The organism is Roseibium sp., from assembly GCF_051016195.1.
GTDB lineage: Bacteria > Pseudomonadota > Alphaproteobacteria > Rhizobiales > Stappiaceae > Roseibium.
On record NZ_CP134616.1, the window covers coordinates 4,258,047 to 4,284,453 of the forward strand.

The following is a 26,407-nucleotide window of genomic DNA, read 5'->3' on the forward strand; positions in this document are numbered from 1 at the left end:
CGTGAGCCTGTATGTGTGCAGCCTTGAAACCCGTTGACGCCGCGACGGTGGGCGCTGGTCAGCCGGCCGTATCCTTGGAGAGTGGCGGCTGGAACTGCCAGCCCATGTCCCATGGAAAGTAGATCCAGGTGTCCTGCGACACTTCCGTGATGAACGTATCCACCATCGGCACTCCCACCGGCTTTGCGTAGACGGTGGCATAATGCGCCTTGGGAAGCATTTCGCGCACCACCTTGAGGGTCTTCCCGGTGTCGACCAGATCGTCGATCACGAGAACACCGCTGCCTTCACCGTCTTCCAGATCAACGACTTTGGGATCTACCGGCTTGATAACCTTCAGCTGACCCTGGTTGTCATAGTCGTGATAGGAGGCAATGCAGACGGTTTCGATCGTCCTTATTCCGAGTTCTCGGGCAACGATACCGGCCGGCACGAGCCCGCCGCGCGTGATGCAGACGATTGCTTTCCATTCGCCTTCGCTCGACAGCCGCCAGGCAAGAGCGCGGGAATCGCGATGGAACATGTCCCAGGAAACCGGGAATGCCTTGTTTTGCGTGGAGTTCTCCATGTTCGATCTCGCTTGTTAGGTGTCCAGGATCTCGGAAACGGCCTGCGCAACGTCGCGTTCGGCTGCATTCAGCACGGCTTCGTCTCGAGAACGGATGACAATCTGGGTCGTGAATTTCCCGTCCGAGGCATTCGGGTAGGACCCGATCAGGGTCTGCGGATGGGCATCTTGTATCGCGGCGAGCCTGTCGGCGATCCGGCTCTCCGGCATGTCGGCGGCAACGGTTTTCGACAGCATCTTCTTGCCGGTTTTCAATGTGGGGGCAATTGCGTCCATCATTGCCTGCATGATGGAAGGGACACCGGCCATCACGTGAACGTTTTCGATTCTGAAACCCGGGGCCTTTGATACCTTGTTTTCGATCAGGTCGGCACCATCGGGAATGCGGGCCATGCGCTGGCGTGCCGGCGTGAACTGACCGGGCTGATAGTGCTTTTCCATGATGGCAACGGCCCGGGGGTCAAGGTTCAGCGGAACATTGAAGGCCGCGGCCACGCTTTCTGCAGTGATGTCATCATGTGTCGGCCCGATGCCGCCGGAGGTGAAAACGTAGCTGTATCTTGCGCGAAGCGCGTTCACGGCGGAGACGATTTCTTCCTGCTCGTCCGGAACGACGCGGACTTCTTTCAGATCGATGCCGAGTGAGGTCATGTAGTCGGCCACGAAGCCGATATTCTTGTCCTTGGTGCGGCCGGACAGGATTTCGTCTCCAATGACCAGAAACGCGGCGGTTACGACATCGTCTGCCTCTTGACCGGTCATCGTTGCACTCCCTCAAACTTGAATGGGATTTCGCTTTATCCCAGCTTTGTGCCGGGCTCAAGCCAAAGACGCTCTATTGATCGGGTGTCCAGCCATAAATGTGGTCGAAGCGCTCGGCAAGTTTTCTGGGCTTTGTAAGGCGCAGCACGGAATCTCGCGCGAAGGCCATGGGACCCGAGAAGTGAAATGTTCGCGCATTGCCGAATGAAATGCCCTGGATCCGGGCCGCCCGGGGCTTGCGTTCCCGCTCAAATGCCCGCAACGCGGCGGGAATGTTGTCCACGTCGCGCGGCAGGTGCTTTGCCAGTATCGCGGCATCTTCGATGGCCATCGCCGCGCCCTGGGCCATGAAGGGCAACATGGCATGCGCTGCATCGCCCATCAGCGCAAGATTGCCGTGGGACCATGGGCCTAACGCTTCGACGCTGCACAGAGCCCATTTGAGCCATTGCTGCGGAGCGTTCAGCAAATTTCGTGTTTCAGCCGGCCAGTCCTTGAAGACACGCACGACGGTTTCCTTGTCGGCTTCTGCCGACCATGTCTCATCTCCCCAGTCTTCCCGGGCGAGCACGACGATATTCAGCTCGCGTCCGCCACGAATGGGGTAGTGCACCAGGTGACAGTCCTTGTGGAACCAAAGTCCGGTGTCCTTGGCGTATTTCGGATCCACTTGCTCGATCGGCACCGTTGCACGATAGGCGACCTGTCCGCTGAAACGCGCGTTCTTGTGACCGGGTATGTGCTGTCTTGTCTTCGACCAGACACCGTCCGCACCAATCAGAGCCTTGCAATTCAGGTTTTCGGTCTTGTCGTTTTCGCGGTACACGCACGTGAGCTGATCGTAGGGCGTTGCAGTCAGGTCCTTCACTTCGCACGAAAGCCTGATCGTGATCCCCGGCGTCGACTGCGCTCTTTCAAGAAGGACCTTTTGCAGGTCCGCCCGGTGGATGACCCAGAACGGGTTCTTGTGCCGTTCCTCGATGAATGAGCCGAGTTCGATCCGGGCAATCTGCCTGCCGGACTTGCCTGACCAGATCCGGAGACTGTCCGGAGCATGGGCATAGGGCTCTAGTTCTTTCAGAAGGCCGAACCGGGCGAGAACGGAGCATGCGTTCGGGGAGAGCTGAAGCCCGGCTCCCACCTCGGAAATTTCGCGGGCGCGCTCAAGCAGAACCACTTCGTGGCCCTGGCGCTGGAGGGCGAGGGCGGCGCATAGCCCGCCGATGCCGCCGCCAGCGACAACGATCGGGTCGGTGTCTTGGTCAGTGTCGGTCATGAGCCGCGGTTTTCTCAGGCGGCTTCAGGTGTCCAGTTGCAGTCGTTCGGAGACGACTCTTCAGCCTCAAGAGTGGGATCGAACTTGTAGAGTGTGGAACAATAGGGGCAGACGATTTCGTTCTCGGTGCCCATGTCCAGAAACACGTGCGGATGATCGAACGGGGGCTTCGCGCCGATGCACATGAACTTGCGTGTGCCGATCGCGATCGAATCGTGTCCGCTTGTGTTCTGAAAATGCGGGACAACCTGATCCGCCATTGTCACATTCCTCTTGGTCGTGTTGGGACACCGTCCCCGATAGCAAATTTCGCAAACCATATCCATTCGTAATCTGAAAAGGTAGGGCTCACGCTATGCGGTCCACTGCCGCATTTGATCATTTAGAAGCCTTCCGATTTTCTTCTTTGCCAAGCCCGTTCGATCGTCCTAGTGTAAAACAGCAAGCGTTTTCCGTTTACGTAAAGGTTAAGTTCATGCCGTATGTCGATCTGGATGGTGTCGGGATCTCGTATCTCGACGAAGGCGCAGGGGACCCGATCCTGCTCATCCACGGGTTTGCATCGAACAAGACGGTCAACTGGCAATATCCTGGCTGGGTGGATCTTCTGGTCAAGGACGGCCGGCGCGTGATTGCAATTGACAATCGGGGTCACGGTGAGAGCGAAAAACTCTACGACCCGGCAGCTTACGGCGCACCGCTCATGGCTGAAGACGCGAAGAAACTGCTCGACCACCTTGACGTCGAACAGGCGGACATCATGGGATATTCCATGGGTGCCCGCATCTCCGCTTTTCTGACGCTCAATCATCCGGACAAGGTCCGCCGCGCGATTTTCAGCGGGCTCGGCTACGGCATGGTCACGGGTGTGGGCGATCCGGAGCCGATCGCCTCCGCGCTCGAGACAGAGCGGATACAGGATATCTGCGACCGCACGGGCAGAGCGTTCAGGGCCTTTGCCGACCAGACAGGATCAGACAGGCTGGCACTGGCGGCCTGCATGCGCTCCTCCAGGCAGAAGATCAGTGAGGACGATGTTTCGCGGATCACACGGCCCGTTCTGGTCGCCGTGGGCACGAAAGACGATATTGCCGGTTCGCCCCACAAGCTTGCAGAACTGATACCGCACGCGGAGGTTCTCGAAATACCGGGGCGGGATCACATGGTGGCGGTAGGCGACAAGGTCCACAAGCAGGGCGTTCTGGCGTTTTTGAACAATATCGAGGCCTGATGGGACAGGCCGCATTTTACGCAGCCGTTAGGCCGGTTGTGCTTGAGAGGGATTGATGGGACCGAAGCGGGTGGAGTTTCAGGGCGCGGAAAAGAACATCCTGGTTGCGGATCGCTACGGAACCGGCGACCAGCCGGTGGTTATGCTTCACGGCGGCGGTCAGACCCGCCACTCCTGGGACGCAGCGGCTGAACGGATCGCCGAACTCGGACACCCGGTTTATGTGCTCGACCAGCGCGGACATGGCGAAAGCGACTGGGTCGCGTCCGAAAACTACCTGTTTTCCGACTTTGCGCTGGACCTTGTCGCCGTGACCCGCCAGGTCGCGGCGCTGCACAAAGCCCGGCCGGTTGTTGTCGGCGCATCCCTTGGTGGGTTTGCCGGAATGCTGGCAGAAGGCCAGGAAAATCCGGGTGGACTATCGGCGCTTGTTCTGGTCGATATCACACCAAGGGTCGACCTTGGAGGTGTCAGCAAGATCATCGGGTTCATGGGCGATCGGGTCGAGGAAGGGTTTGCGGATGTGGAAGAAGCGGCCGAAGCCATTTCCCGCTATCTGCCCAACAGGACCCGGCCGAAGGATCTGTCCGGCCTGTCGAAGAACCTGCGTCTGCATGGCGACGGACGATACCGCTGGCATTGGGATCCGGCCTTCCTGAAATCGCGGCAGAACAGGGACCACAGCGTTGCCGAGGAAACTCAGGCGAACATGCTGGCAGCGGCCGGCAACCTTTCCCTTCCGGTGCTTCTTGTGCGCGGCCGAAACTCCGAGCTTGTGTCGATGCAGCATGTCAGGGAATTTCTTGAGCATGTTCCCCACGCGAATTTCACCGATATCCAGGATGCAGGACATATGGTTGCTGGTGACCGCAACGATGTCTTCGCAACCGCGGTCGAAGACTTTCTTGTTGCTCTGAAAGCGCAGGCGGAGTGAAAGTGCGCCAAACTAAAACTGATTGAATTCAGAGATTTCTGATTTTTTCTTGAGAAATTGAATCATGTATTTTCCACGCGAGGGAATTCATGAAACCGGTTGCCACCGGAAAATGTCAGGTTCCGGCGAACTCGGGCAGCCGTTTTTCAAGAAAGGCGCGGCATCCTTCTCTATAGTCGGCGCTCTCAATGCAGTTCTGTGCGTTTTGGCGATGGGTCCCGGGGTTCGAAGCGTCCCTCATGCTCATCTCGTTCACAGCCTGTTTCGAGGCCCTCATTGATAGCGGCGCATTGGAGATGATCGTGTCGCAGAGCGCGGTCACGCGCTCTTGAAGGTCAGCGGGAGATACTGTCTCGTTGATCAGGCCCATCTGCAGGGCGTCTTCCGCGTTGAAGCGGTCTCCGGTGAACAGAATTCGTTTTGCGTTCGAGGAGGAAACAGCTTCCAGAAGATCTGAAAGAGCTTCAGGAGGATAGGCAAGACCCAGCCTTGCGGCAGGAATTCCAAAAAAGGCGGTCCTGGAAGCGATCCTCATATCGCACGCCAGGGCAAGGCCAAGGCCGCCGCCCAGACACGGGCCCTCGATAGATGCAATAACCGGGACGTCGAGAGACTTCAGGGCATTGAAGGCGGCAACATTGATCTCGTCGTAGCGCAGGGCGCTGTCCTTTGTGGACCGGATTGCTTCGAATTCGGAGATGTCTGCACCAGCGCAAAAGCTCTTTCCGCCTTCACCCCTGACCACGCAGACCCTGACGTCCGGAACCGCGGCGAGCTTTCGAAGAACGGATGGTATGCGTTCCCAGGCGGCGAGGGACAGCGCGTTTTTGCGGTCCGGCGCGTTCAAAACGAGCTCCGCGACCATACCGTGAACGTTCAATACCGGATTCAGCGGTTCAGGGGCGCTGGACATGTCTGGTCTCCAAGATGTGATCGCGAGGGTACTTCAGCATTGAAAATCTTAACGATTCGGGTCTCATAAAAAGGTTTCATATCTGATATCAGCAAGTTTCATTTTGGAATATCAGACGACAGTCCTATTTTAGGTTAGCGTTTGCGACGGCTTGAAGAGGAGACAGCCATGTCGGCACCGATTACCAAGTCCGGCCTGAAACACGTTCCGACCCACGATCCGGTCTGGCAGCAGTTGCGCGATGAAGCTCAGCAGATGGTCGCCGCCGAACCGGCGCTGTCTTCCTTTGTCTATGAAACCGTCCTGAACCACGACAGCCTGGAAGAGGCTGTCCTGCACCGTCTGGGTGACAGGCTCGGCCGCGATGTCGTCTCCGCGTCACTCATCCGGCAGACCTACCTTGAAGCGCTTGCCGATGAACCGGAGCTTGCCAAGATCTTCCGTGTCGACATCGTCGCGGTGTTCGACCGCGACCCGGCCTGCTTCCGCTACCTGGAGCCTGTGCTTTACTTCAAGGGCTTTCACGGTTTGCAGACGCACCGCCTTGCGAACTGGCTCTGGCGCAAGGGCCGCAAGGACTTCGCGCTGTACCTGCAAAGCAGGGCTTCGGAAGTATTCCAGATCGACATTCATCCGGCGGTTCCTGTCGGACGCGGCATCTTTATCGATCACGGCACGGGTATTGTCGTCGGCGGCACTGCCGCGATCGGGGATGATGTCTCCATTCTTCAGGGCGTTACTCTCGGCGGGACGGGCAAGGAAGGCGGCGACCGCCATCCGAAAATCCGTCACGGTGTGCTGATCGGGGCAGGGGCCAAGGTGCTCGGGAACCTCGAAATCGGCCATTGCTCCCGTATCGCGGCCGGATCAGTCGTGCTCGCGGATGTGCCGGAAAACACGACGGTAGCAGGCGTTCCGGCTCGAATTGTCGGCAAGGCAGGGTGCTCGGAACCGGCGCGCAGCATGAACCAGTTGCTCGGTGACAGCTGAGCAATTTCCGTTGCGCAAAGGATATGGGGGAAAGTTTGCACAAAGGGTTTGGCATTTAGGGCTGGTCTTATAGGGTCCGCGCGACTAAATAGCAGACGGCATTTACAAGGAGAGCGCCGTGAAACCCGATGAAATCCGCAAGATCGAAGCCTACCTGCGCATGAAATTCGAGTTGCCGAGCATCCAGGTGCGGGCGAGGCCGCGCAAGGACGACTCAGCCGAGGTCTATATCGGGGAAGAATTCATCGGTGTGATTTTCCGCGACGATGAAGATGAAGACCTGAGCTGGAACTTCCAGATGGCGATCCTGGAAATAGATCTCGACGAAGTCTGAAACCGGATCGAGACTGGCATTGAAACAAGGCGGCGCTTCCGGAAGGAGGCCGCCTTTTTCGCTGTCAGGTCTCAATGCATACGGAAACCGGCGACTTTTCTGACAATCGAATTGTCGATCCTGCGCCAGTCCTCAAGCAGATCCAGGCTGAAGCGGTATCTGAGTTCCAGTCCGGACGACAGGGCGACTGCCCTGTGACAGACAGGCCGGACGCTCATGCTGTCGCTGCGGCAACGGGCAATGAACCCGTTGCGACGCGACGGGTCAAACACGATCTGGTCCGTTTTCGTAGCGGTGCGCGCGGAAAGCTGCAAAATCTTGAGACCATCCGGTCCGCTCATTTCGCCCCCGCGCGCCAGGCGCCGGTAGAATGGATCCAGGCGCGCCCTCATGCTTTCCCGTTCTGGATTGTGCTCCAACTCCAGGGACAGAGTTCGCTCGACCGCGCCAGCCGGGCCTGATGCTTCGCTGTTCAAGGTGGGATTCAGTCCAGGCCACGTCATTGAAATTTTCAAGACCGAAACCTCTCCGATCCTGTCTTGTGCCACTGCCCGCTGGTCTGCTGCCGACATGTATGTGAAGGGAAGCTTGAAAGTTTGCGGACCGACGGATAGCGTTGCCAGACCGGTGGGGATGCCGGTAAATGCGGAGGAACTCCAGTTTTCGGTCCAGTAGGCCGTTCTTTCGGCAATGTACACGGCACCAGCTACGAACATCGCAAGGATCAGCCGGCGGAAGCGGCGAGGATTGCAGTTAATCGGTTCGGGGAGTGAAACGGGGATCATTCGCCCTTCTCCCGACAAGCCAGTGCACTAGACTGGGACAGAGTGTCCCGATCCGGAACATCTGTCCCGGTCAAGGATACCTTGAGAGTGGCCTGTTGCGGCTTGAATTGCAGGTTTTTGCCCATTTGCCCGTCCGGCACAGTCTTTGCTTTTGACCGTTTAGGTATTGTTGATCACTTTCCGGGTGGTTGAGTTAATAAGAGGTTAACGGGCGTGTACATCGAACTTCTTCTCGTTGGATATATAGCGAGTGCAGGCTTCGTCGCCGCTGGTGTGCTCGGGAGCCTTTATCAGCTCATTACCAAGCAACCGCCGAAATTTTCCTTTTCGGGTGAAAACGTGTTTGCGTTTCTCGCCGAGGTTTTCATGTGTGTTTTTGCAGGACCATTCATCATCATGCGCAATGCCATCCGGGGCCGGCGAATTGAAAAGCGGCCGTTGGGGTGGCTGGTTGCCTCATCGACGATTGCCGGAATGTGGAGCATGTGTTCGGGCATCATGGTCATGAATGTCGCGCTCATCTTTGCCGGGTACACCTGAGACCATGCCGATGTTCACCCTCGATGGTCGCTCACCCGATCTGCCTTCAAGCGGCGATGTCTGGATCGCGCCCAACGCGACGCTCATCGGCGACATCCGCCTCGCGGAGGAAGCGAGCGTCTGGTTCGGCGCGATACTGCGCGGCGACAATGAACCTGTGTCCGTGGGCGCGCGTTCAAATGTCCAGGACGGATGCGTCTTTCACACGGATATGGGATACCCGCTGACCATCGGAGCCGATTGCACGATCGGCCACAACGCCATCCTTCACGGCTGCACGATCAGCGACAATTCATTGATCGGTATGGGAGCGACTGTCCTCAACGGCGCGGTCATCGGGTCCAACTGCATTATCGGCGCCAATGCGCTGATCGGTGAAGGCAAGGAAATCCCGGACAATTCTCTCGTCGTCGGTGTCCCGGGAAAGGTTGTGCGTACGCTGCCGGCAGAAGCGGCAGACAACATTCGCAAGTCGGCAGAGGGTTACGTGCGCAACTGGCGCCGTTACAAGGCCGGACTCGCCGAGGCCTGAGCAACATCTACCACCCATCGGAAAAAAACGGGAACCGGCCTGCGGGGGCGGGCCGGTTCCCTGGACCCGGTCGTGGTAGGGATGGGGAGGGTGGGGACGCGACCGGATCGTCCTGACGACCCCGAAGGGCCGATCCCTTGCCTTATCTTGACACGCTGCTGACTGTAGTGACGCGTGTGTCTGAAATGCCGGTCCACTGGACAGGCGAACGTGCGGATTGCCGTTTGATGTAGCGGTAAGGCGTCGAGTACCAGGGCAGAACTGCCTCAATCTGGTTGTCGAGGATCATGTCGCCGTGATCGGTGCGCACGGTCAGAACCGCGTGACCGGCATTGTCCATGTCCTTGGCGACAGTGATCAGAAGTGCGCTTTTCGGCCATCCCGCCTCGATCAGAACCCGCTGCTTCTCAAGCACGTACTCCTCGCAGTCACCGTAACCGTTCACGGGGTAGGACCAGTGTTCAACCTTGCCGAAGAGATCGTCGTCCGTCATCGGGCGGACGCGACGGTTGACGTCCGCATTGATGGCGATCAACTGGTTCCAGCGTGCTTCGTCCAGTTTGACGACGACAGCCTTGTAGCTTTCGTTCGGGCACGCCCAGCCGTTGTCGCGGCAAAACTGCTTGTGCCCGATCGGGGCTTTCACCGGCGCGTTCATGTCCATGAAGCGGCCCGGATCAGCATTCGCTGCATTTCCGGCTATAGTTCCTGTAATAAATACCGTGGCAGCGGCAAGTATATTTCCAAGTAATTTCATCGTAACGCCCTCCCCAAGGCTGACGTAACGATGACTCAATCGATTTTACTTCACGAAAATCTGCGAAGTAAAACCTAATTTATACTTTAATCTATTTTGAATTACATTTTAGTCAAATGAAGTATTCATTTTAGGCAAACTTGAATCGAGGTTTCATAAAATTTTATCGAGCCGCTGTATCTATCTGAAATTCATGGGTTCTTCCAAATTTTCTTTCTGTGAGACGTGAGGCCGATTGCCAGAAAGAATGCCTTGAGCGGCCTTGTTCCCGATCCAAATCAGTATGAATTCGAGAAAAAGAAAATTGGAACGAGCCGCAAAAAAATGAAGTTTGATGCAACGCGGTCAGTCGGGCTGGGCGGCACACGCACTCCAAACCTGCAAAAAATCGTATTCTTTTTGCTCTTACCGAGACTTAGGCATACCTGGAGAACAGGTTTCAATGCACTGCGAGCTCTTTTCGGAACAGAACCCGCACCGGCTTCAAGGCCGGTCTTGTGATCGGCGCAGGAGAATGAGACAAGCAGAAATGTTCAACCAGGAGTACCTGCGGTGGATCTGACGCCTGATGAGAAGCGGTTTTTGCGGATACTGGCGGCCGGGCGTGTCTATTTGTTTACAGCCGACACTCTGAGACTGGAGCAATTGCAAGAGGAAGGACTTTTGCGGCGGGTCGGACCGAAGCCCCTGGATGTTGTCCTTACGGGAGCCGGGCGCAAGCTGGCCGAACAGCTTTAGGGCAAGGACTCGCAACTGAAGTCAATTTGGCTTGGATTGTTTTGACCAACTGCCACGTCGCGAAAGGCTTGAAAATGAACCACAACTCCTGCGCTTTCGCGCCTTGACGAGAAGCTAGCCGCCTCAAACCATTATGGGGTCATCACCTAGTCACCTGAATCTGAAGTTCGACTCATTTTGCAGCGGTCTTCGAACGAACTTCAGATTCAGGTGACTAGGATACGGCGGCTTATTGGGAAGGGGCGCAGCCGGCAAAGGCGGCAGCAGGCATGCTGCACACGCGGACATTTCTTCGAGGTAGCTGAAAGGCTTGCTCAGTCTGGAGCGGAAATGTGGTGTTCCAGCAGTTCACGGCTTTGAACGGCAGCGAATTCAACGGCAATACCGCCCTCAATACGCCGCACCACGCGCGCCTGCATCTTGCCGAGTGTGATCGGGTCTCCCATCTCGGGCATGCTGTCGGTCGCAATCGCGGCACCAGACAGCGAAACGTCGATAATCCGGCACACATGTTCCGAACCGTCCGGCAGGACCATTTTCGTCATCGGGTTTTTCGGAACAAACCGGTCGTGACGACGGTCTTCGGGAAGATTCAGTTCATCCCGGTTGGCGAGCCAGGTCAGAACGTTGGCGATCTTGTCGCGTTTGCGGGCAGTGTTCCTGAGTTCGACCGCAAAGCCGCCGTCAATCACGCGTGAGATCCGCCCTTCGACACGGCTGAGATGGTCGAGATAGGCGACAACCCTCTCTCCGACACGTCCTTCGACGGGTGTGATCATTGCCATGCCGCCCGGAGACATGTCGATTATCTGGCAAGGATACTCCCGTCGGTCTTCCAGCATGAAACGGCCAAGTATATCAACTTGAACACGCTGGTGCCGTCTGCGGTCCGTGACCTGAAGCGTTTTGCTTCCCTCTGGTGCTGCTGCCAATCCGGCGTCCATGCCCGTTCTATCCAAACAGTGTGTCTCGCCCCACCTTTGACCGAGACTAGAATCTCCAAACGTCTCTTCACCACTTTAGGCAGATGGGGTTAACGATGTGTAAGAATGTGCGCATTTGAGAGCGTTTCATCGAGAAAAAAATTCTGACAACCCAATCCGGCACGGGAAGGGCGGAAACACGTCAAGATTGTGATTGTCTTTGACGCTACTCTTTTCGGGGTGCCTTACACTGCGACGGGATGCATTAGATGGAAAACCCGCCAGTGGGCGGGTTTCCGGAGATCAGGCAAGACGACGGGGGGGTGAATGGCTGTTTCGAGCGTCAGGACTTTCCGCCGCTGTAAACCGTCAGGTGACCTACCTGCCGTTCAGCACCCTGCGGGAGAGGTGCTGCGGGCATGTTCATGCCCTCGGCCGTGAAGCGCGGCAGGATCGGATTCACGGAATTCGAGGGCTCCGCGAAGAACGGCCGTTCGTCCGGCCAGACAAGTCTGAGGCTGTTGATTGACTGGTTCAAAATGGGAAGCAGCCCGATCCAGTACGGCTTGTCCATCGGGGTGCAACTGCCCAGGATGCGAATCCTGCCTTCACCTGGAACATTAAGCGGCAGCAGCAGCATTTCCATGTGCAGTTCCTGATTTCTTTCCGTGTGTCCGCTCACACCGATGACAGCGGCAGCCGCGTCCTCCGTGATTGCAGCGACAAGGCTTTCGAGCGCTTCCCTGTCTTTCGTGCTCCAGCCGCGCAGGAAATTGCGGCCCTTGAGTTCGCGGCAATGCGCTGAACAAAGACGAGTGCCCGCGAGGCGATAGCGCACATCCTGCGCGCCTTTTGTTTCCAGAATGAACGTATCGCCCAGCAGTGCCCTGATTTCACCCGGATCAACTTCGCTGCGGTTCGGAGCGGGGCGTGTACCGCGCAGGTTGTCCCAATATGAATAAAGTGTCTGTGTCACGCCATGTTTCATCTTGCTTCGCCTTGTTACCTTCTGACACCCCATGTTCCGTCTCAAGACAGGTTCTGTTTCAAAATGGGGCGTTTGACCTGTTTTGTTTTTGTTTGGCGAATACAGAGCAGGGGGCGTGCCAAGTGATTGACCGCTTTGGAAATTTCGTTTGGCCGGAGCGGTTAAGGTTAAATCAGGGTAGCGCTTGTCTGCGGTGCGGAGCGGTGGCACGTTTACGTTCTATTCATACTGGTGCCGATGGCACGACATGGGTTGGCGACGGACAAAGGTGCCGATTTTTTACTGCGGCGTGACAGCCTGTCCGGAAGCGGTCTGAAAAAGACGCGAAGCAAAACGATTTTTAAATGGGACGCGTGGGGACGCGCCCGACGGCGGAAGCCGGCAACATATGCCGGCTTCCGCCGACTTTTCATTTTCTTCGCAATGAAAGCGGAAGATAATTCATTAAATTTACCGAAACCCGTGCCTGCGATGCTGGCGACCCCTTGTTTTGTCGAGGATGTCCCTTAGAAGGAAGAGGGAAGAGGCCGGTAGTCCATGAACGTTTACAAATTCGACGAAGAGCGCAACCGTCGTGAGCAAGCAGAGCGGGAGCAGTCCCGCAAAACCCCCAGTGGGCCACCTGCGCTCAATCTGCCGGACATTATCGTCTGGCTCAGCGGGATCCTGATCGCGATCCACCTTGTCAGGGTTTTCCTGCTGCCTGTCGCGTGGGACAACCTTGTTCTCGCCCTGTTTGCGTTCTGGCCGATCAAGTATGCATTCTTTGCCAACTTGTCGGTTATCGACATGGCCGCCAGTCTTTGGGCAACCGTGACCTATTCGCTTCTTCATGGCGGTGCTACCCACATTATTTTCAACCTTCTATGGATGGCGATCTTCGGCAGCGCGGTGGCGAGACGGTTCGGCACCGGTCGGTTCCTTCTCTTTTCCGCCTTGTGTTCCGTCGGGGGTGCCTTCGCGCATCTGGCAACACATTGGGGCGAACCGGTTCCCATGATCGGGGCTTCTGCAGCGATTTCCGGCCAGATGGCAGCGGCTCTTCGTTTTGTTTTCGAGCTCGGCGGGCCGCTCGGGGCTTTCAGGCGTTCCGACCCGCGTGCCTATTTTGTGCCCGCGCAACCGTTGGCCGAGTGTTTCAAAAATCAGCAGGTTCTGGTGTTCGTTGCGGTTTGGTTCGGGCTCAACATCTTCTTCGGACTGCTGAGCGGTCCCGTTGCCGGAGAGCCGGCGAGCGTTGCGTGGCAAGCCCATATCGGGGGCTTCGTGGCAGGGCTCGCCCTGTTTCCTTTACTTGATCCCGTGCCGCGCAGATCGGCCTGATCCCGCGGACGAATTACCGCTGCGATATAGGTTTGCGTGACCTCATTTTTTTGCCATGATGCGAGTGATCCGACTGTTTCGGGTCGTTTTGTCATGGGAGGTGTTCAACAATGACCGTCGCCGCGATCCTGAGTGGTAAAGGCCACGATACAATTACCGCAAATGCAGACACACCGCTGAGCGATATCTGCGAGACCCTGGCAAAGAACAAGATCGGCGCCGTCGTGGTGTGTTCCGGCGACAAGCGCATAGAGGGAATTGTCTCCGAGCGTGACGTCGTCAGAGCCATCGGAACCCAGGGCACCTCGTCTCTCAACCTGCCGGTATCCAGCGTCATGACGAAGGAAGTCGTGACCTGCAGCGAGGACAACAGCGTCAATGAGGTCATGGCGCGCATGACTCAGGGCCGCTTCCGTCACATGCCTGTTGTCAAGGATGGGAAACTTGCCGGTGTGATTTCCATTGGAGATGTCGTCAAGCACAAGATCGCACAGGTCGAGCTCGAAGCCGAGCAGATGCGCAACTACATCTCAATGGCTTGATGCAACAGCAGCCAAAGCAGGCCTGTGCGGCACGGCCGCCGCAATGTATTTTGAAAGCAATTGGTATCCTGCAGTTTCCTGCCCAGACGGATGCCGACTGAGTGGTTTTCCTGCGTGCGGCATGACTTTTTGCCAGTGGTACGTCTGTCTGGAGTCGCTTCAGGGGGCGCGTCTTTGAGCCGCGCCCTGGTCAGACAGTTGCCCCCTTGTGACGGATCACGCAGCCTACACTTGCGGCCAGCACGCCAACGATGACGGCGATGGAGAGATCGAACATATGCACCTCCGCCATGTTGAAGCCCGCGAAGATGAACGTTTCAGCAACCCCGACGATGGCGCCCATGATCCCGGCCAGGATCCAGTTTCTGGTCATCATGCCAAGTGCCAGGCCAAGGATACCGGGCAGGCTCAGAACGTTTCCGCCGATGGTTCCAAGTAGATCGAGAATTCCGAGCATGTGATCGCCTTTTTCCTTGCTGGGGCATCATTGCGCCCGGGGACCTGAGGCCCCGGACATCGTGTGCTTTACTTTTCAGCCAATTCGGAGACATAGGACCGCATCGCAGCGACGCTTTTGCCAGGTTCGGCCGGTATGGCGTTGCTCGCCTGGAGTTCCTCGATCACTTCGCGGTAGTGCTCCTGGTATCCGGGCGCTAGATCGTGGGCTATGCCCTGATGACAGTCGATGCACGTCATGTTGTTGTCGATCGCGCGCTGATGCTCGGAGGCCGCCCGCGTTTCCTGTACCGTGAAATCCATATACTTGAAGTTATGGCAATTCCGGCACTCGCGGCTGTCGGAGAGCTTCATCTTGCGCCAGACCACCGCAGCCATCGCAGCCCTGTGCTCCTCATATTTCTGAGGCGTGCTGATGGTCCCGACGACCTCGTGATAGACGTCCTTCACGGCCATGATCTTGGCCTTGAGCTTGTGCTGCCATTCATGAGGGACATGACAGTCCGAGCAGATCGCCCGCACGCCCGAGTGATTGCTGTAATGAATGGTCGTGCGGTACTCGGCGAGATTGGTTTCCATGCTGTGGCAGCTGGTACAGAATTCCTCGGTGTTGGTGAGTTCCAGTGTCCAGTGAAAGCCGCCCCAAAACATGATGCCGCCCAGAAACCCTGCAATCAGCACGAAGCCTGCGCTCAAAACCTTGGTCGGCGTCCAGAACCAGTTCCAGGCTCGGCGGATCGGGTTGCCCGGCTTCTCGTTTTCGGAGTTTTCAGCCATGTTGAAGGCTCCTTGTCGCGATTGAGCGCATTAGCGGGTTTGAATGGGAGAAGAGGGCTCGAATTCGTTGTCGACCAGTGCGGGCACGTCCGCCTGCGGGACATGGCACTGATTGCAGAAATAGCGTGTCCCGGCGATATGATCGAGTTCGTTGCCGTCCCGGTCCAGATAGTGCGTCATCGAAAGCGTTGGTGCGCTGCGTTCGCCGGCCTTTGTCCAGTCGTGGCAGGACAGGCACTGATTGGTGCGGATATCGATCTGGTACTGGGCGATCGAGTGCGGGATGAGCGGCGGCTGCTGGCGGTAGTTCCGCTGCATGCGTCCTTCCTTGCCCTCCCATTTGAAGTCCGGCCCCAGCCTGTTGAGCTCGTCGACCGGGTCTGAGCGCATGGCCTTGACGTCCAGCTGCTGGGCGATGGCAAGCCCGCCAATGCCTGTGAGTAAGGCGAGAGCGGCGATGCCCGCGAGTACCGGCTTTTTCATCGAGATCACTCCTTGTGCATCAAACTTGCAGCGCATTGTTGGGGCGCGAATTGAGTTGTGGGTTCGGCAATCCCATTGTCGAACCGGTGGGTGAATTTGAAGACGTCCTCGGCGCAGACATCGATGCAGGCGCCGCAATTGGTGCAGTCACCTGCGAGAATGACTGGAGATGACCCGGGCGATCCCTTGAGAGCGGGGGAAATCACCTGGTTTTCCGGACAGACCGCATAACAATCCATGCAATCATCGCAGGCCGCCCTGTTCTGCGCGCTCACACGCAACAACGCCGTCCTGCCGATCAGGCCGTAAAAGGCTCCGACCGGGCAAAGGTGACCGCACCAGCCGCGCCGCGATACGAAGAGATCGAAAAGAAAGATGGCCGCGACCACCAGCCATGCTGCAGACAGACCGAAGACAAGGCCCCTGTGGACCATCGTGACCGGGTTTATGATTTCCCATGCGATCGTCCCGGTCGCAAAGGAAGCCATGAGGATGGCGCCCAACAGCCAGTAGCGCGTAGATCGCTTGGGTTGCCAGCCCTTTGGCAGGCCGAGGCGCCGGTGCATCCAGTGGGCAGCATCCGTGACCGGATTGATGGGGCAGACCCAGGAACAGTAGGCCCTTCCGCCGACGAGCGCGTAAGCGGCCAAAACGATCAGCGCGCCGGTCAGGGCGGTTGCCGTCAGCCAGTGCCCCGCCGTCACGCTTTGCAGCACCACCAGGGGATCGGTCAGCGGAAGAATGTCGAATGTCAAGGATCCGGCGAGGGTGCCTTTCGCAATCCAGAAGCCGAACAAAGGACCCGTCAGAAAGACCGCAAGGAAGAACAGCTGGCTTGCCCGCCGCAGCAGAAGATAGCGTCTGGAACCGATCCGGCCCTTCGCTTCAATCGCCTCGTACCCGACAGGCAATTGCGTCTGCATGCTCATTGCGCACCTCCCGGTAACTTGTAGGCCGGTTCGAACCCGCCGGGAGCTGCGAGATTGTCTGTGCCGGGGCCGGGGAGGCGGTCGGGCAGGTCGATCAGCCCGTCGACAAGAGGAGCGCCGTTCTTTTCCTTCTCTTCCCAGCCGCGCCGGTAATGGTCCGCTGCTTCTCCACGAGCCAGTCGCACGGGTAAGACCTTGATCGCGGCTTCCGGCAGGACGCAGCTTTTTTCGCAAAGTCCGCACCCGGTGCAGTGATCGGCGTCCACGGTCGGGGCGAAAATCGCGTGGTGGCCCGAGCGCTCGTCGTGCGAAGCCTTCAGCGTGATTGCCGCGTCGATCGCGGGACAGACCCGGTAACAGACATCGCAGCGGAGGCCGTGGAAATTCAGGCAATTCTCCTGATCAACCAGAACGGCCGTTCCCATGCGGGCATCGTCAATGTGATCGAGAGCAGGGTCCAGTGCACCGGTCGGGCAGGCGGCAACACAGGGAATGTCGTCGCACATCTCGCACGGCACGGATCGCGCCGTGAAATAGGGTGTCCCCGTTGCCGGACCGTCGGCGCCGAGTTCTGCCAGTTTCAATGTATCGAACGGGCAGTCCCGAACGCACAGGCCGCACCTTATGCAGGCGCCCAGAAAGTCATCTTCGGCAAGAGCGCCCGGAGGACGCAGAGCGTCGGCGGGCAGAGCCCTCGCATCGCGGGCCACATAAGCCAGGCCAAGACCGGCAACAGCACAGCCGCCAGCCATCCGAGCGGTGTCGGTCAGAAAGCGGCGGCGGGACTGTGTAAGCTGTGGCGTTGCCATGGCAGGTATCCGGTCCGGTGAAGGCGCCTAGACGCGCTCCACCTTGCAGGCGCATTTCTTGAAGTCGGTTTCCTTCGACAGCGGACAGGTGGCATCCAGTGTCAGCTTGTTGGTGAGCTGCCCCTCGTCGAACCACGGCATGAACACAAGACCCTGAGGGACCTTGTTGCGCCCACGGGTCGCCAGCTTGCTGCGAACTTCACCGCGGCGGGTGGAGATCAGGATTTCCTGGCCGTTGCGCAGTCCGCGAGCTTCGGCGTCCGAAGGATGCATGAACACCACGGCGAGCGGGAAAGCCCGGTGCAGCTCCGGCACGCGCCGGGTCATCGACCCTGAATGCCAGTGTTCCAGGACGCGGCCCGTACACAGCCAAAGATCGAAGTTCTCATCGGGTACTTCCGGCGGGTCTTCGTAGGGCGCGAAGATGATCTTGGCCTTGCCGTCCTTGTATCCGTAAAAGCGGACGTTTTCGCCCTCCGGCACGTAGGGATCGTAGCCTTCGCGGAACCGATAAAGCGTTTCCTTGCCGTCGACCACCGGCCAACGCAGACCGCGGGCCTTGTGATAGGTCTCGAACGGTGCAAGGTCATGGGCGTGTCCGCGGCCAAACCCGGCATATTCTTCAAACAGACCCTTTTGAACGTAGAAACCGAAATGCTCGGCATCGTCGTTGTCGAACCCTTCGGCGGTTTCGCTCAGTGGAAACTTGTCGACCTGACCGTTGGCATAAAGAACGTCATACATGGTCTTGCCGCGATGCTCGGGCATCTTGGCAAGGAGTTCCTCGCCCCAAACTTCCTCGACCGTGAAGCGCTTGGAGAATTCCATCAGTTGCCAAAGGTCGGACTTCGCTTCTCCCGGTGCATGAACCTGCTGGCGCCAGAACTGGGTCCGGCGTTCGGCATTACCGTAGGCTCCTTCCTTTTCGACCCACATGGCCGTCGGCAGGATCAGGTCGGCGGACACCGCCGTCACCGTCGGGTAGGGGTCCGATACGGTGATGAAGTTCTCCGGGTTCCGGTAGCCGGGATAGCCCTCCTCGTTGAGATTGGGTGCCGCCTGCATGTTGTTGTTGCACTGGACCCAATACGCGTTGAGGTCACCGTCCTTCAGCTTGCGGTGCTGCAATACTGCATGGAAACCGGGCTTCGGCGGGATCGTTCCTTCCGGTATTTTCCAGGCCTCTTCGCAAATTTTCCGGTGTTCGTCATTGTTGACGACCATGTCGGCCGGCAGCCGGTGAGCAAAGGTGCCGACCTCTCGTGCCGTACCGCAAGCGGATGGCTGGCCGGTCAGCGAGAAGGGGGAGTTGCCCGGCTCGGAAATCTTTCCTGTCAGAAGATGGACGTTGTAGCACAATGAATTGACCCAGGACCCACGTGTGTGCTGGTTGAACCCCATTGTCCAGAGGCTCATGACCTTGCGTGACGGGTCGGCATACTGCTCTGCCAGGAATTCGAGCTGTTCTGCCGGAACTCCTGAAAGTTCTGAAACCTTGTCCAACGTGTATTCGGCCACCGAAGCGGCATATTCGTCGAAGCTGATGGCCTCCATTGCACCGGAGTCCGGGTTCGCGGCAGCTTCCTGGAGCGGGTTGTCGGGACGCAGGCCGTAACCGATATCCGTCGCCGTCTTTGCAATGTTGACATGCTTTGACACGAAGTCTTCGTTGACGCGTCCGGTCGAGATGATGTGGTTGGCGATATAGTTCAGGATCGCCAGGTCCGTCTGAGGCTTGAAGATGATGCCGTTGTCCGCAAGCTCGAACGAGCGATGCTCGAAAGTCGACAGGACGTGCACCTGGGCACCGGGTTTGGTGAGGCGCGTGTCGGTGAGGCGGGACCAGAGAATGGGGTGCATCTCCGCCATGTTCGAACCCCAGAGAACGAACGTGTCCGCGTGTTCAAAATCGTCGTAGCAGCCCATGGGCTCGTCGATGCCGAAGCTCCGCATGAAGCCGACAACGGCTGACGCCATGCAGTGACGGGCGTTGGGGTCGATGTTGTTGGAGCGGAAACCGGCCTTCATCAGTTTCGCGGCGGCATATCCCTCCCAAACGGTCCATTGGCCGGAGCCGAACATGCCGACGCTGGTCGGCCCCTTCTTCTTGAGCGCTTCCTTCCATTTTTCCGCCATGACGTCAAAGGCTTCGTCCCAGCTGACCGGTTCGAACTCGCCGTTTTTGTCGTAGACACCGTTGGACTTGCGCAGCAAAGGCTGGGTTAGCCGGTCTTCGCCATACATGATCTTGGACAGGAAATAGCCCTTGATGCAGTTGAGCCCGCGGTTTACCGGTGCATCAGGATCGCCCTGGGTTGCGACCACGCGGCCGTCCTTGGTGCCCACGAGCACGGAACAGCCCGTTCCGCAGAAACGGCAGGCTGCCTTGTCCCAGCGGATTCCGGTTGTCTGGAACTGGGCCTGGGCCGGGCCGTTGCCGATTGAAATGCCGGCTGCCGAAGCCGTCGCGGCCGCTGCGGTCGCTTTCAGGAATGTCCTGCGGGTTTCAGAGATTGTCATTGGTCCGGTCTCCGACTTGGCTGGATTTGGCTGGCAGAGACGCGGCCCGGGGGGCCGCGAGATCTTCGAAATGGTGATAGGTGAGAGTGACGGACAAAACGCCGGGGATCTGATGCAACTGCATGATCAGTTCAGAGGCCGTGTTGCTTTCCGTGTCTTCGACGACGACCACGAGGCGTCCGTCGTTGTCGGAGGCGTGGATTTCGACACCGTCCATCGCCTCGATCCGGTCTCGAATTCCAGGCAGCGATTGAACGGTCGCATGTACGAGACAGCCGCAGATATTCATGCCGGGTCCTCTTCCTTGTTTGGCTCGGTTCTTTTGAATGTCACCGCAGCGGCAGGACAGTGGTATGCACAGGCACCGCAGCCTGTGCATTGATGCGGGTCAATCAACGGTTCGGATTTTCCACCAATCGCCAGACGGAAGCGTATCGCTGCCGGTTCGCACGCGTCTTCGCAGGCACGGCAGGAAATGCCCTGCAGGGACAGGCACGTGTCTGTTATCACGGCTTTGAGCGACCATTGCGAATAGACGTCCCGTGAAAACGCGCCGGACGGGCAGGCATCAACGCATGCGCCGCAGAATGTGCACGCACCCTTTGTAAAATCCAGAACAGGAAAATTTCCGGTGCCCGCAACGATGATCTGCTCCGGGCAGGCTTCCACGCAGGCACCGCAGCCCTTGCAGTATTCGGATAGCAGCGCGGCGTTTGTTCCCGGAGGCCGCAAGGTCTCAGGTTCCGCGCGCGTGTCCAGCTTCAAAAAGGCGCGCCGGCTGACTGAGATGTCGGTTCTCTCCGGCATAAGATCAGCCCGGCGCCGCATAAGGCCTGAACCCCATGCATCGGACGTTCCGTGCGCCAGAGGCCGGCAAAGCCTTTGAAATCACGAGTATTTCGGTGGAAACACGACTAGTGACCTGAATGGGGACGTGCAGCCGCGCGTGTTCACACTCTTCTGCCATAGCCTCTCCCTAAGTATGGACAGAAAACAAGAGTTTTGAATTCTTCTTATTGTTCGGAAGAGCTTAGGCTGACGAACCTTGCGTCGGGTATAAGTTTAAATACGTATGCAACTAGTGCGTTACTTTCGAAACTATTATAATATATTGAAATATATGACCTAAATTTGTTTTCTGGCGAAGAATTCTACCCGCTGGAACGGGGTGAAACCAACGTCTAGCCTTTTCCGTAAACCTCCGACGGGTCGTAAACCTTTTCGGATTCGACCCGTTCAAGTCCAACGGTCCCATCTGCCGGTGTCATGATTTTCCGAAAAAAACAGGAGCGGTAGCCCACGTGGCAGGTTGCACCGTTTCCGGCAACGCTCACCTTGAGCACAAGCGCGTCCTGATCGCAGTCGGTGAGGATTTCGTGCACCGTCTGCACCTGGCCGGACGTTTCCCCCTTTTTCCAGAAGCCTTGCCGCGACCGGCTCCAGTACCAGGCTTCACCCGTTTCGATGGTGCGTTTCAGGGCTTCTTCGTTCATGTAGCCGACCATCAGAACGTCGCCGGATGCAACATCGGTCACGACCGCGACGATCAAGCCGTCACGGTCATATTTCGGCATGAGGAAATCACCGCTTTCGATCGTTTCCTTGTCGCCGCGTGCGCTGAAGCTGGTGTTGCACATGAAAGGAAGCCCTTGCCTGAATTGAAGACGCAAGGGCTTTCCAGGTCTCTAGCCCTTGCCGCGTACCATCGACATGAATTTGGCCTGTTCGGCCGGATCATCCTGGAACACACCGGTAAACTGGGTGGTGATCGTGGAGACCCCCGGTTTCTGAACGCCGCGCATGGTCATGCATTGATGCTCTGCTTCAATCATGACCGCGAGTCCGCGCGGTGCCAGCGTGTCGTCAATGACGGATGCGACCTGCGCCGTCAAGTTCTCCTGCGTCTGCAGCCGTTTGGCGTAGATGTCGACAACACGCGCCAGTTTGGACAGGCCGACCACACCTTCCGCAGGATAGTACGCGATATGCGCCTCTCCGATGAAAGGCAGCATGTGGTGCTCGCAATGGGAATGGAACGGGATACCACGCACCAGCACGATATCCTGATAACCGCCGACATCTTCGAAGGTTCTTTCAAGGTGCTCGGCGGGGTCTTCAAAATAGCCGCCGTAAAGCTGGCTGATCGCTTTCACCACACGCTTGGGCGTGTCCAGCAGACCTTCGCGGTCCGGATCGTCGCCGGTCCAGGCCAGTATGGTCCGCACTGCGGCTTCGGCTTCTTCGCGGCTCGGCCTGAGCAATTGTTCAGGCGACTTTCTCTCAAATCTTTTTTGAACCGGCTTGAGGACTGCGTCCATCGGGATCCTCGCAAATTTACCCTTGTCACTCGTCATACGGCGCCCGTTCTTGCACAGATCATGAAGTCCTGGCCTGATCGCCGGGGACCTTTATCATACTCCACACAAAAAGCGAACGCTCAGTTTCTGAGCGGGTTTAGCCAGCATTGAGCGTACCTGCCACGCTCATTATTACCAACTGCGACCACTCTGCCCCTTGCGATATTTGCCGTGGCGTCTGATCTATATATAAGAAAGCAAAGCGCCATCAATGTGTCGCGCATCACAGGCTTTCACGAAGAGGCGAGCATGCTTGACGACATCTACAATGCGAAGATCCTTGAATTCGCCGGAAACATCCCGAAGGTCGGGCGCCTCGAGCAACCTGACGCAACGGCAAAGGCGCATTCCAAGCTCTGTGGGTCCACGGTGCTCGTTGACGTTTGTGTGAAAGATGGTGTTGTGACGGACTTCGCCCATGACGTCAAAGCATGTGCGCTCGGGCAGGCATCGTCCTCAATCATGGCCCAGAACGTGGTCGGAGCGTCTGCCGAAGAGCTGCGTGGCGTTCAAAAAACCATGCGTGCGATGCTCAAGGAGGGCGGCAAGCCGCCGAGCGGGCGTTTTGAAGACCTGAAGTTTCTGGAGCCGGTGCGCGAGTACAAGGCGCGCCATGCATCGACATTGCTGACGTTTGATGCCGTGGTCGATGCGCTCGACCAGATCGAAGCCAGGGCCAAAGAGGACGGGGTGCCAGCCTAGTGCGGTTTTCAAATTTGAAGTTCGCTTCGGAGACCGCAGAAGCAATGTTGCGAACTTCAAATTCACCGCACTAGCTCCTCGTTACACCCAGAACCGCAATGCCATGTGTCTGAACCCCGGTTGCCAGAGCGAACAGGATAAAGCGCTGTCGCCCGCCGGCCGTGCGGCGATTGGCCTCATCTGGATTTACCGGCATTCGCTGTCGCTGTTCATGGGGCGCGGCTGCAGATACGCGCCGACCTGTTCCGAATATACGGAGACCGCAATCCGGCGATACGGCTTCTGGGCGGGAGGCTGGATCGGCCTGTCGCGTATTCTCAGATGCAATCCCTGGGGCGCGTCTGGTTTCGATCCGATCCCCGATGCGCTTCCCGAAAATGCCCGCTGGTACGCACCCTGGCGCTACGGACAGTGGACGGGACGGCACATCGCGAAGGAGTTCCGACTTGATGGGGAAGACTAGCTTTTTGCCGGTGCCGCTACCCACTAAGGCATTGACCTAGGGTAATGTGAATGCAACGCTTCCTTGTCAGCTGTAGGGCAGATGAGGGGATGTGGACGTGCGCGACTTCCATTTCGTTATGATCAAGCCGACCCACTACGATGATGACGGCTATCCGATCCAGTGGCTGAGATCCGCCATACCCTCCAACACGCTTGCCAGTCTTAACGGTCTTGCGGAGGCCGCAGTCGACCGCAATGCACTTGGCGAAGGCGTGCGCATCCACCTTCATACCTATGACGAAACGAACAAACGCGTCCGGCCGGAAAAGATGGCCCGCGACATCCGCCGCAGAGGCGGCAAAGCCATGATCGCGCTCGTCGGTGTCCAGTCCAACCAGTTTCCGCGCGCCACGGATCTTGCGCGCAGGTTCATGGCAGAGGGGCTGCAGACGGCGATTGGCGGCTTTCACGTCTCCGGGTGCATTTCCATGCTCGACGAGATGCCGCCGGAAATGGTTGAGCTGCAGGTCGAAGGGGTCAGCTTTTTTGCCGGAGAGGCCGAGGACCGCCGGCTGGACCAGGTGTTTCGGGATGCCTGGAACGACGATCTGAAACCCTTGTACAATTTCATGGCCGATCTGCCGTCGCTCGAAGGCGAGCCGACGCCCATCCTGCCGTCAAAGCATATCCAGTTCACGGCGGGATCGCATTCCAGCTTTGATCTCGGTCGCGGATGTCCGTTCCAGTGTTCCTTCTGCACGATCATAAATGTGCAGGGGCGCAAGAGCCGTTTCAGATCCGCCGACGACCTTGAGCAGATCATCCGGGACAACTACGCGCAGGGCATCAACCGGTTTTTCATCACCGACGACAATTTCGCCCGGAACCGGGAATGGGAACCGCTGTTCGACAGACTGATTTCTCTGCGCGAAGAGGAAAAATTCGACATCAAGTTTATCATCCAGGTGGATACGCTCTGTCACCGGATCGAGAATTTCATCGAAAAAGCAACGCGGGCAGGGGTTAACCGCGTCTTTATCGGCCTGGAGAATATCAATCCGGACAATCTGCTGGCGGCGAAAAAACGCCAGAACAAGATCACCGAGTACCGTGAGATGCTGCAAAAGTGGCGGGCGCATGGGGCGACGACATATGCCGGCTACATCATCGGCTTTCCCGGTGACACGAAAGAAGCTGTTCTGCGTGATGTCGAGATCATCAAGAACGAACTCCCGCTTGATCTTCTGGAATTCTTTTACCTGACACCGCTTCCCGGATCCGAAGATCACAAGGTGCTTTTGTCCAAGGGAACCTGGATGGATCCGGACCTGAACAGGTACGATCTCAACCACCGGGTTTCCCACCATCCGAAAATGACGGATGCGGAATGGGAAGAAGCCTATCAGGAAGCCTGGGCAAGCTACTATTCCGATGCGCATATCGAGACCGTCCTGAAACGCGCCGCCGCGCATCGGAAGGGCAGGCCGGGCAACAAGCTGTTTCTCATGATGTGGTTCAAGCTGATGGTCCAGTGCGAAGGCGTCCATCCGCTGGAGGGCGGCTATTTCCGCCTGAAGTTCCGCACGGACCGGCGCAGTGGTTTGCCGGTGGAAAGCGCGCTCACTTTCTACCCGCGTTATCTTTGGGAGATCGCCGCCAAGCACTGGGCCTATGTCTCGGCAACTTGGCGGGTCTACAAGATCTATCGAAAGGTCAAGGCATCACCGGACCGGCGCAGCTATTCGGACATTGCCATCAAAGAGATCGAAAAGGACGGCGAGGAAACCCTTGCCATGATCCAGGAGACCCGCGGCGGGGTTGAGGCCGTGGCCAAGACCGCACGCGATGCATCGATCGTCAAGGCGGCGAAGAAAAGGGCCGCTGCCTCATGATGCGGCGTCCGAGACCACCTTTCGCGTGAAAGTCTTCCAGCCGAATGTGAGACCTGCGGCAGCAAGAAGGATCGCCCCGCTGCTCCAATGAACTGCGATACGTGCAAGGCCTGTCCGAAGGCAGCGTAATCGATGAGGATCGCGACAACCGGGTAGATGAATGAAAATGCGCCTTGCAGATAGGTCGGGAGCTTCTGAACGGCACCGTACATGAGTATGTACATCAGGCCGGTGTGAACACCACCGAGGGTAATCAATGCGCCCCAGGCAACGCCGCTATCGGGAAGCGATCTCCAGCTTGCAAACGGCGCCAGCATCAACACGCCGACACAGACCTGTATCAGCGCGATCAGATGCGGTGGCGTACCGGTCAGTTTCTTGGTCAGGAGCGCGGCGATGGCCCAGAAAAAAGCGGCGCCGAGAGCGAGTGCGATCCCGAACGCATAGGCCGTTCCGTCAGAGCCGGCACTTTCGGGTTTTGCCTGCACGATGAGCACGACTCCGGAGAACGCAAGCGCGAGCCACGACAGTTTGGCCGCCGATAGTCGTTCTCCCAGAAACAACGCGCCAAAGCCGACAAGTATGAAGGGCTGCGTGTTGTAGACAGCAGTCGCAACGCCGATCGAGGCATGGTTATACGCACTGAACAGCATGGCCCAGTTCACGACGATGGCGACACCGCCAATGGTGGCCACGGCGATCTGGCGCAAAGTGATCTGCCCACGCATCATCCCCTGCAGCGCACAGATCAGCAACAGGGCGACGGCACCAAAGGCACATCTCCAGAAAACGACGTCAATGGCCGCCTGTCCAGAGACAACAACGAAGAGACCGATCGTGCCGAGAATGGTCATTGCAGCGCTCATCTCGGCCGCGCCGCGAAGTGTCTTGTCCATGGCTTC

31 protein-coding genes and 1 pseudogene are annotated in these 26,407 nt (G+C 57.8%); 12 read left to right on the forward strand and 20 right to left on the reverse strand.

The features are described 5' to 3' along the window. Positions 1-58: 58 nt before the first annotated feature. The 4 genes from gpt to RDA78_RS19405 form a co-directional block, all read right to left on the reverse strand. On the reverse strand, positions 59-568 hold the full coding sequence (gpt, locus tag RDA78_RS19390) for a xanthine phosphoribosyltransferase (protein WP_434051456.1): 510 nt from the start codon (positions 566-568) through the stop codon (positions 59-61). 15 nt (positions 569-583) lie between these two features. After that, positions 584-1,330 (reverse strand): competence/damage-inducible protein A, encoded by a 747-nt coding sequence (locus RDA78_RS19395; RefSeq protein ID WP_434051457.1) that lies wholly within the window; start codon positions 1,328-1,330, stop codon positions 584-586. Positions 1,331-1,403: 73 nt separating this feature from the next. Continuing rightward, the gene (locus RDA78_RS19400; protein ID WP_434051458.1) at positions 1,404-2,606 is read right to left on the reverse strand and encodes an FAD-dependent monooxygenase; all 1,203 of its coding nucleotides are present in this window, start codon (positions 2,604-2,606) and stop codon (positions 1,404-1,406) included. A gap of 14 nt (positions 2,607-2,620) precedes the next feature. After that, positions 2,621-2,866: a zinc-finger domain-containing protein gene (locus RDA78_RS19405; RefSeq protein ID WP_434051459.1), complete on the reverse strand. Its 246-nt coding sequence runs from the start codon at positions 2,864-2,866 to the stop codon at positions 2,621-2,623. Positions 2,867-3,081: 215 nt separating this feature from the next. Here RDA78_RS19405 and RDA78_RS19410 point away from each other — a divergent pair, with 215 nt between their 5' ends. Next, positions 3,082-3,837, forward strand: a complete 756-nt coding sequence (locus tag RDA78_RS19410; RefSeq protein ID WP_434051460.1) for an alpha/beta fold hydrolase — start codon at positions 3,082-3,084, stop codon at positions 3,835-3,837. Positions 3,838-3,892: 55 nt separating this feature from the next. Next, the gene (locus RDA78_RS19415) at positions 3,893-4,771 is read left to right on the forward strand and encodes an alpha/beta fold hydrolase (protein ID WP_434051461.1); all 879 of its coding nucleotides are present in this window, start codon (positions 3,893-3,895) and stop codon (positions 4,769-4,771) included. A gap of 115 nt (positions 4,772-4,886) precedes the next feature. Here the strand turns inward: RDA78_RS19415 and RDA78_RS19420 are convergent, their stop codons facing one another. Next, positions 4,887-5,684 carry an enoyl-CoA hydratase-related protein gene (locus RDA78_RS19420; RefSeq protein WP_434051462.1) on the reverse strand — a complete coding sequence of 266 codons (798 nt, stop codon included), beginning with the start codon at positions 5,682-5,684 and terminating at the stop codon, positions 4,887-4,889. Positions 5,685-5,852: 168 nt separating this feature from the next. Between RDA78_RS19420 and cysE the strand changes: the two genes are divergently transcribed. Next, positions 5,853-6,674, forward strand: coding sequence for a serine O-acetyltransferase (gene cysE, locus RDA78_RS19425; protein ID WP_421983525.1), 822 nt, complete (start codon positions 5,853-5,855; stop codon positions 6,672-6,674). 118 nt (positions 6,675-6,792) lie between these two features. After that, positions 6,793-7,008 carry a DUF3126 family protein gene (locus RDA78_RS19430; RefSeq protein WP_306145349.1) on the forward strand — a complete coding sequence of 72 codons (216 nt, stop codon included), beginning with the start codon at positions 6,793-6,795 and terminating at the stop codon, positions 7,006-7,008. 71 nt (positions 7,009-7,079) lie between these two features. Here RDA78_RS19430 and RDA78_RS19435 read toward each other — a convergent pair whose 3' ends face one another. Then, the gene (locus RDA78_RS19435) at positions 7,080-7,793 is read right to left on the reverse strand and encodes a hypothetical protein (RefSeq protein WP_434051463.1); all 714 of its coding nucleotides are present in this window, start codon (positions 7,791-7,793) and stop codon (positions 7,080-7,082) included. A gap of 213 nt (positions 7,794-8,006) precedes the next feature. On the opposite strand from RDA78_RS19435, the gene RDA78_RS19440 reads away from it, so the two are divergent. Both RDA78_RS19440 and RDA78_RS19445 read left to right on the forward strand, forming a co-directional pair. Next, positions 8,007-8,333 (forward strand): DUF6949 family protein, encoded by a 327-nt coding sequence (locus RDA78_RS19440; protein WP_434051464.1) that lies wholly within the window; start codon positions 8,007-8,009, stop codon positions 8,331-8,333. A 4-nt stretch (positions 8,334-8,337) separates the two neighbouring features. After that, positions 8,338-8,865, forward strand: coding sequence for a gamma carbonic anhydrase family protein (locus RDA78_RS19445; protein ID WP_434051465.1), 528 nt, complete (start codon positions 8,338-8,340; stop codon positions 8,863-8,865). 142 nt (positions 8,866-9,007) lie between these two features. Here RDA78_RS19445 and RDA78_RS19450 read toward each other — a convergent pair whose 3' ends face one another. Continuing rightward, a complete protein-coding gene (locus RDA78_RS19450) occupies positions 9,008-9,622 on the reverse strand; it encodes a transglutaminase-like cysteine peptidase (RefSeq protein ID WP_434051466.1) in 615 nt (204 codons plus the stop codon). 552 nt (positions 9,623-10,174) lie between these two features. Here RDA78_RS19450 and RDA78_RS19455 point away from each other — a divergent pair. Next, a complete protein-coding gene (locus tag RDA78_RS19455) occupies positions 10,175-10,360 on the forward strand; it encodes a hypothetical protein (protein WP_434051467.1) in 186 nt (61 codons plus the stop codon). Positions 10,361-10,674: 314 nt separating this feature from the next. Here RDA78_RS19455 and RDA78_RS19460 read toward each other — a convergent pair whose 3' ends face one another. Further along, positions 10,675-11,304, reverse strand: a complete 630-nt coding sequence (locus tag RDA78_RS19460; RefSeq protein WP_434051468.1) for a PilZ domain-containing protein — start codon at positions 11,302-11,304, stop codon at positions 10,675-10,677. A gap of 322 nt (positions 11,305-11,626) precedes the next feature. Then, a complete protein-coding gene (locus tag RDA78_RS19465; protein ID WP_434051469.1) occupies positions 11,627-12,259 on the reverse strand; it encodes a PAS domain-containing protein in 633 nt (210 codons plus the stop codon). A 549-nt stretch (positions 12,260-12,808) separates the two neighbouring features. Here RDA78_RS19465 and RDA78_RS19470 point away from each other — a divergent pair. Both RDA78_RS19470 and RDA78_RS19475 read left to right on the forward strand, forming a co-directional pair. Further along, a complete protein-coding gene (locus RDA78_RS19470; RefSeq protein WP_434051470.1) occupies positions 12,809-13,594 on the forward strand; it encodes a rhomboid family intramembrane serine protease in 786 nt (261 codons plus the stop codon). Between the two features lie 110 nt (positions 13,595-13,704). Beyond that, a complete protein-coding gene (locus RDA78_RS19475) occupies positions 13,705-14,136 on the forward strand; it encodes a CBS domain-containing protein (protein ID WP_434051471.1) in 432 nt (143 codons plus the stop codon). 190 nt (positions 14,137-14,326) lie between these two features. Here the strand turns inward: RDA78_RS19475 and RDA78_RS19480 are convergent, their stop codons facing one another. The 10 genes from RDA78_RS19480 to folE form a co-directional block, all read right to left on the reverse strand. Further along, the gene (locus RDA78_RS19480) at positions 14,327-14,593 is read right to left on the reverse strand and encodes a hypothetical protein (protein WP_434051472.1); all 267 of its coding nucleotides are present in this window, start codon (positions 14,591-14,593) and stop codon (positions 14,327-14,329) included. Positions 14,594-14,661: 68 nt separating this feature from the next. Then, a complete protein-coding gene (locus RDA78_RS19485; protein ID WP_434051473.1) occupies positions 14,662-15,369 on the reverse strand; it encodes a NapC/NirT family cytochrome c in 708 nt (235 codons plus the stop codon). A gap of 30 nt (positions 15,370-15,399) precedes the next feature. Next, a complete protein-coding gene (locus tag RDA78_RS19490; RefSeq protein WP_434051474.1) occupies positions 15,400-15,852 on the reverse strand; it encodes a nitrate reductase cytochrome c-type subunit in 453 nt (150 codons plus the stop codon). Between the two features lie 5 nt (positions 15,853-15,857). Next, on the reverse strand, positions 15,858-16,781 hold the full coding sequence (napH, locus tag RDA78_RS19495; protein ID WP_434051475.1) for a quinol dehydrogenase ferredoxin subunit NapH: 924 nt from the start codon (positions 16,779-16,781) through the stop codon (positions 15,858-15,860). Further along, positions 16,778-17,590, reverse strand: a complete 813-nt coding sequence (gene napG, locus RDA78_RS19500; protein WP_434051476.1) for a ferredoxin-type protein NapG — start codon at positions 17,588-17,590, stop codon at positions 16,778-16,780. The genes napH and napG overlap by 4 nt, the downstream gene beginning before the upstream one ends. Before the next feature lie 27 nt (positions 17,591-17,617). Beyond that, positions 17,618-20,110, reverse strand: coding sequence for a nitrate reductase catalytic subunit NapA (gene napA, locus RDA78_RS19505; RefSeq protein ID WP_434051477.1), 2,493 nt, complete (start codon positions 20,108-20,110; stop codon positions 17,618-17,620). Then, the gene (locus RDA78_RS19510; RefSeq protein WP_434051478.1) at positions 20,097-20,399 is read right to left on the reverse strand and encodes a chaperone NapD; all 303 of its coding nucleotides are present in this window, start codon (positions 20,397-20,399) and stop codon (positions 20,097-20,099) included. Before RDA78_RS19510 ends, napA begins: the two co-directional genes overlap by 14 nt. Next, entirely contained in the window at positions 20,396-20,917 is a 522-nt protein-coding gene (gene napF / locus RDA78_RS19515; protein ID WP_434051479.1) for a ferredoxin-type protein NapF, read from the reverse strand. Before napF ends, RDA78_RS19510 begins: the two co-directional genes overlap by 4 nt. A 374-nt stretch (positions 20,918-21,291) precedes the next feature. Continuing rightward, a complete protein-coding gene (gene hisI, locus RDA78_RS19520; RefSeq protein WP_434051480.1) occupies positions 21,292-21,747 on the reverse strand; it encodes a phosphoribosyl-AMP cyclohydrolase in 456 nt (151 codons plus the stop codon). Positions 21,748-21,795: 48 nt separating this feature from the next. Continuing rightward, positions 21,796-22,428 (reverse strand): GTP cyclohydrolase I FolE, encoded by a 633-nt coding sequence (gene folE, locus RDA78_RS19525; protein ID WP_434051481.1) that lies wholly within the window; start codon positions 22,426-22,428, stop codon positions 21,796-21,798. Positions 22,429-22,716: 288 nt separating this feature from the next. Between folE and RDA78_RS19530 the strand changes: the two genes are divergently transcribed. The 3 genes from RDA78_RS19530 to RDA78_RS19540 all read left to right on the forward strand — a co-directional run bounded on the left by RDA78_RS19530 (position 22,717) and on the right by RDA78_RS19540 (position 25,505). Then, positions 22,717-23,169: an iron-sulfur cluster assembly scaffold protein gene (locus RDA78_RS19530; protein ID WP_434051482.1), complete on the forward strand. Its 453-nt coding sequence runs from the start codon at positions 22,717-22,719 to the stop codon at positions 23,167-23,169. A 103-nt stretch (positions 23,170-23,272) separates the two neighbouring features. Beyond that, positions 23,273-23,632: a membrane protein insertion efficiency factor YidD gene (gene yidD / locus RDA78_RS19535; protein ID WP_434051483.1), complete on the forward strand. Its 360-nt coding sequence runs from the start codon at positions 23,273-23,275 to the stop codon at positions 23,630-23,632. Between the two features lie 118 nt (positions 23,633-23,750). After that, entirely contained in the window at positions 23,751-25,505 is a 1,755-nt protein-coding gene (locus RDA78_RS19540) for a B12-binding domain-containing radical SAM protein (protein WP_434056177.1), read from the forward strand. On the opposite strand, the pseudogene RDA78_RS19545 reads toward RDA78_RS19540, so the two are convergent. Further along, positions 25,500-26,401 (reverse strand): annotated as a pseudogene (locus RDA78_RS19545) (DMT family transporter). The gene RDA78_RS19540 and the pseudogene RDA78_RS19545 overlap by 6 nt on opposite strands. Between the last annotated feature and the right edge of the window lie 6 nt (positions 26,402-26,407).

What these genes read in the sequence shown, in the direction of transcription:
- yidD (WP_434051483.1), top strand. Translation starts at nt 23,273, where the DNA reads ATGTGTCTGAACCCCGGTTGCCAGAGCGAACAGGATAAAGCGCTGTCG.
- RDA78_RS19480 (WP_434051472.1), bottom strand. Translation starts at nt 14,593, where the DNA reads ATGCTCGGAATTCTCGATCTACTTGGAACCATCGGCGGAAACGTTCTG.
- RDA78_RS19530 (WP_434051482.1), top strand. Translation starts at nt 22,717, where the DNA reads ATGCTTGACGACATCTACAATGCGAAGATCCTTGAATTCGCCGGAAAC.
- hisI (WP_434051480.1), bottom strand. Translation starts at nt 21,747, where the DNA reads ATGTGCAACACCAGCTTCAGCGCACGCGGCGACAAGGAAACGATCGAA.
- RDA78_RS19415 (WP_434051461.1), top strand. Translation starts at nt 3,893, where the DNA reads ATGGGACCGAAGCGGGTGGAGTTTCAGGGCGCGGAAAAGAACATCCTG.
- RDA78_RS19445 (WP_434051465.1), top strand. Translation starts at nt 8,338, where the DNA reads ATGCCGATGTTCACCCTCGATGGTCGCTCACCCGATCTGCCTTCAAGC.
- RDA78_RS19460 (WP_434051468.1), bottom strand. Translation starts at nt 11,304, where the DNA reads ATGGACGCCGGATTGGCAGCAGCACCAGAGGGAAGCAAAACGCTTCAG.
- RDA78_RS19395 (WP_434051457.1), bottom strand. Translation starts at nt 1,330, where the DNA reads ATGACCGGTCAAGAGGCAGACGATGTCGTAACCGCCGCGTTTCTGGTC.
- napG (WP_434051476.1), bottom strand. Translation starts at nt 17,590, where the DNA reads ATGGCAACGCCACAGCTTACACAGTCCCGCCGCCGCTTTCTGACCGAC.
- RDA78_RS19475 (WP_434051471.1), top strand. Translation starts at nt 13,705, where the DNA reads ATGACCGTCGCCGCGATCCTGAGTGGTAAAGGCCACGATACAATTACC.
- RDA78_RS19450 (WP_434051466.1), bottom strand. Translation starts at nt 9,622, where the DNA reads ATGAAATTACTTGGAAATATACTTGCCGCTGCCACGGTATTTATTACA.
- cysE (WP_421983525.1), top strand. Translation starts at nt 5,853, where the DNA reads ATGTCGGCACCGATTACCAAGTCCGGCCTGAAACACGTTCCGACCCAC.
- RDA78_RS19485 (WP_434051473.1), bottom strand. Translation starts at nt 15,369, where the DNA reads ATGGCTGAAAACTCCGAAAACGAGAAGCCGGGCAACCCGATCCGCCGA.
- RDA78_RS19490 (WP_434051474.1), bottom strand. Translation starts at nt 15,852, where the DNA reads ATGAAAAAGCCGGTACTCGCGGGCATCGCCGCTCTCGCCTTACTCACA.
- RDA78_RS19410 (WP_434051460.1), top strand. Translation starts at nt 3,082, where the DNA reads ATGCCGTATGTCGATCTGGATGGTGTCGGGATCTCGTATCTCGACGAA.
- RDA78_RS19540 (WP_434056177.1), top strand. Translation starts at nt 23,751, where the DNA reads ATGATCAAGCCGACCCACTACGATGATGACGGCTATCCGATCCAGTGG.
- napH (WP_434051475.1), bottom strand. Translation starts at nt 16,781, where the DNA reads ATGAGCATGCAGACGCAATTGCCTGTCGGGTACGAGGCGATTGAAGCG.
- folE (WP_434051481.1), bottom strand. Translation starts at nt 22,428, where the DNA reads ATGGACGCAGTCCTCAAGCCGGTTCAAAAAAGATTTGAGAGAAAGTCG.
- RDA78_RS19510 (WP_434051478.1), bottom strand. Translation starts at nt 20,399, where the DNA reads ATGAATATCTGCGGCTGTCTCGTACATGCGACCGTTCAATCGCTGCCT.
- RDA78_RS19400 (WP_434051458.1), bottom strand. Translation starts at nt 2,606, where the DNA reads ATGACCGACACTGACCAAGACACCGACCCGATCGTTGTCGCTGGCGGC.
- RDA78_RS19435 (WP_434051463.1), bottom strand. Translation starts at nt 7,793, where the DNA reads ATGATCCCCGTTTCACTCCCCGAACCGATTAACTGCAATCCTCGCCGC.
- RDA78_RS19420 (WP_434051462.1), bottom strand. Translation starts at nt 5,684, where the DNA reads ATGTCCAGCGCCCCTGAACCGCTGAATCCGGTATTGAACGTTCACGGT.
- napF (WP_434051479.1), bottom strand. Translation starts at nt 20,917, where the DNA reads ATGCCGGAGAGAACCGACATCTCAGTCAGCCGGCGCGCCTTTTTGAAG.
- gpt (WP_434051456.1), bottom strand. Translation starts at nt 568, where the DNA reads ATGGAGAACTCCACGCAAAACAAGGCATTCCCGGTTTCCTGGGACATG.
- napA (WP_434051477.1), bottom strand. Translation starts at nt 20,110, where the DNA reads ATGACAATCTCTGAAACCCGCAGGACATTCCTGAAAGCGACCGCAGCG.
- RDA78_RS19405 (WP_434051459.1), bottom strand. Translation starts at nt 2,866, where the DNA reads ATGGCGGATCAGGTTGTCCCGCATTTTCAGAACACAAGCGGACACGAT.
- RDA78_RS19470 (WP_434051470.1), top strand. Translation starts at nt 12,809, where the DNA reads ATGAACGTTTACAAATTCGACGAAGAGCGCAACCGTCGTGAGCAAGCA.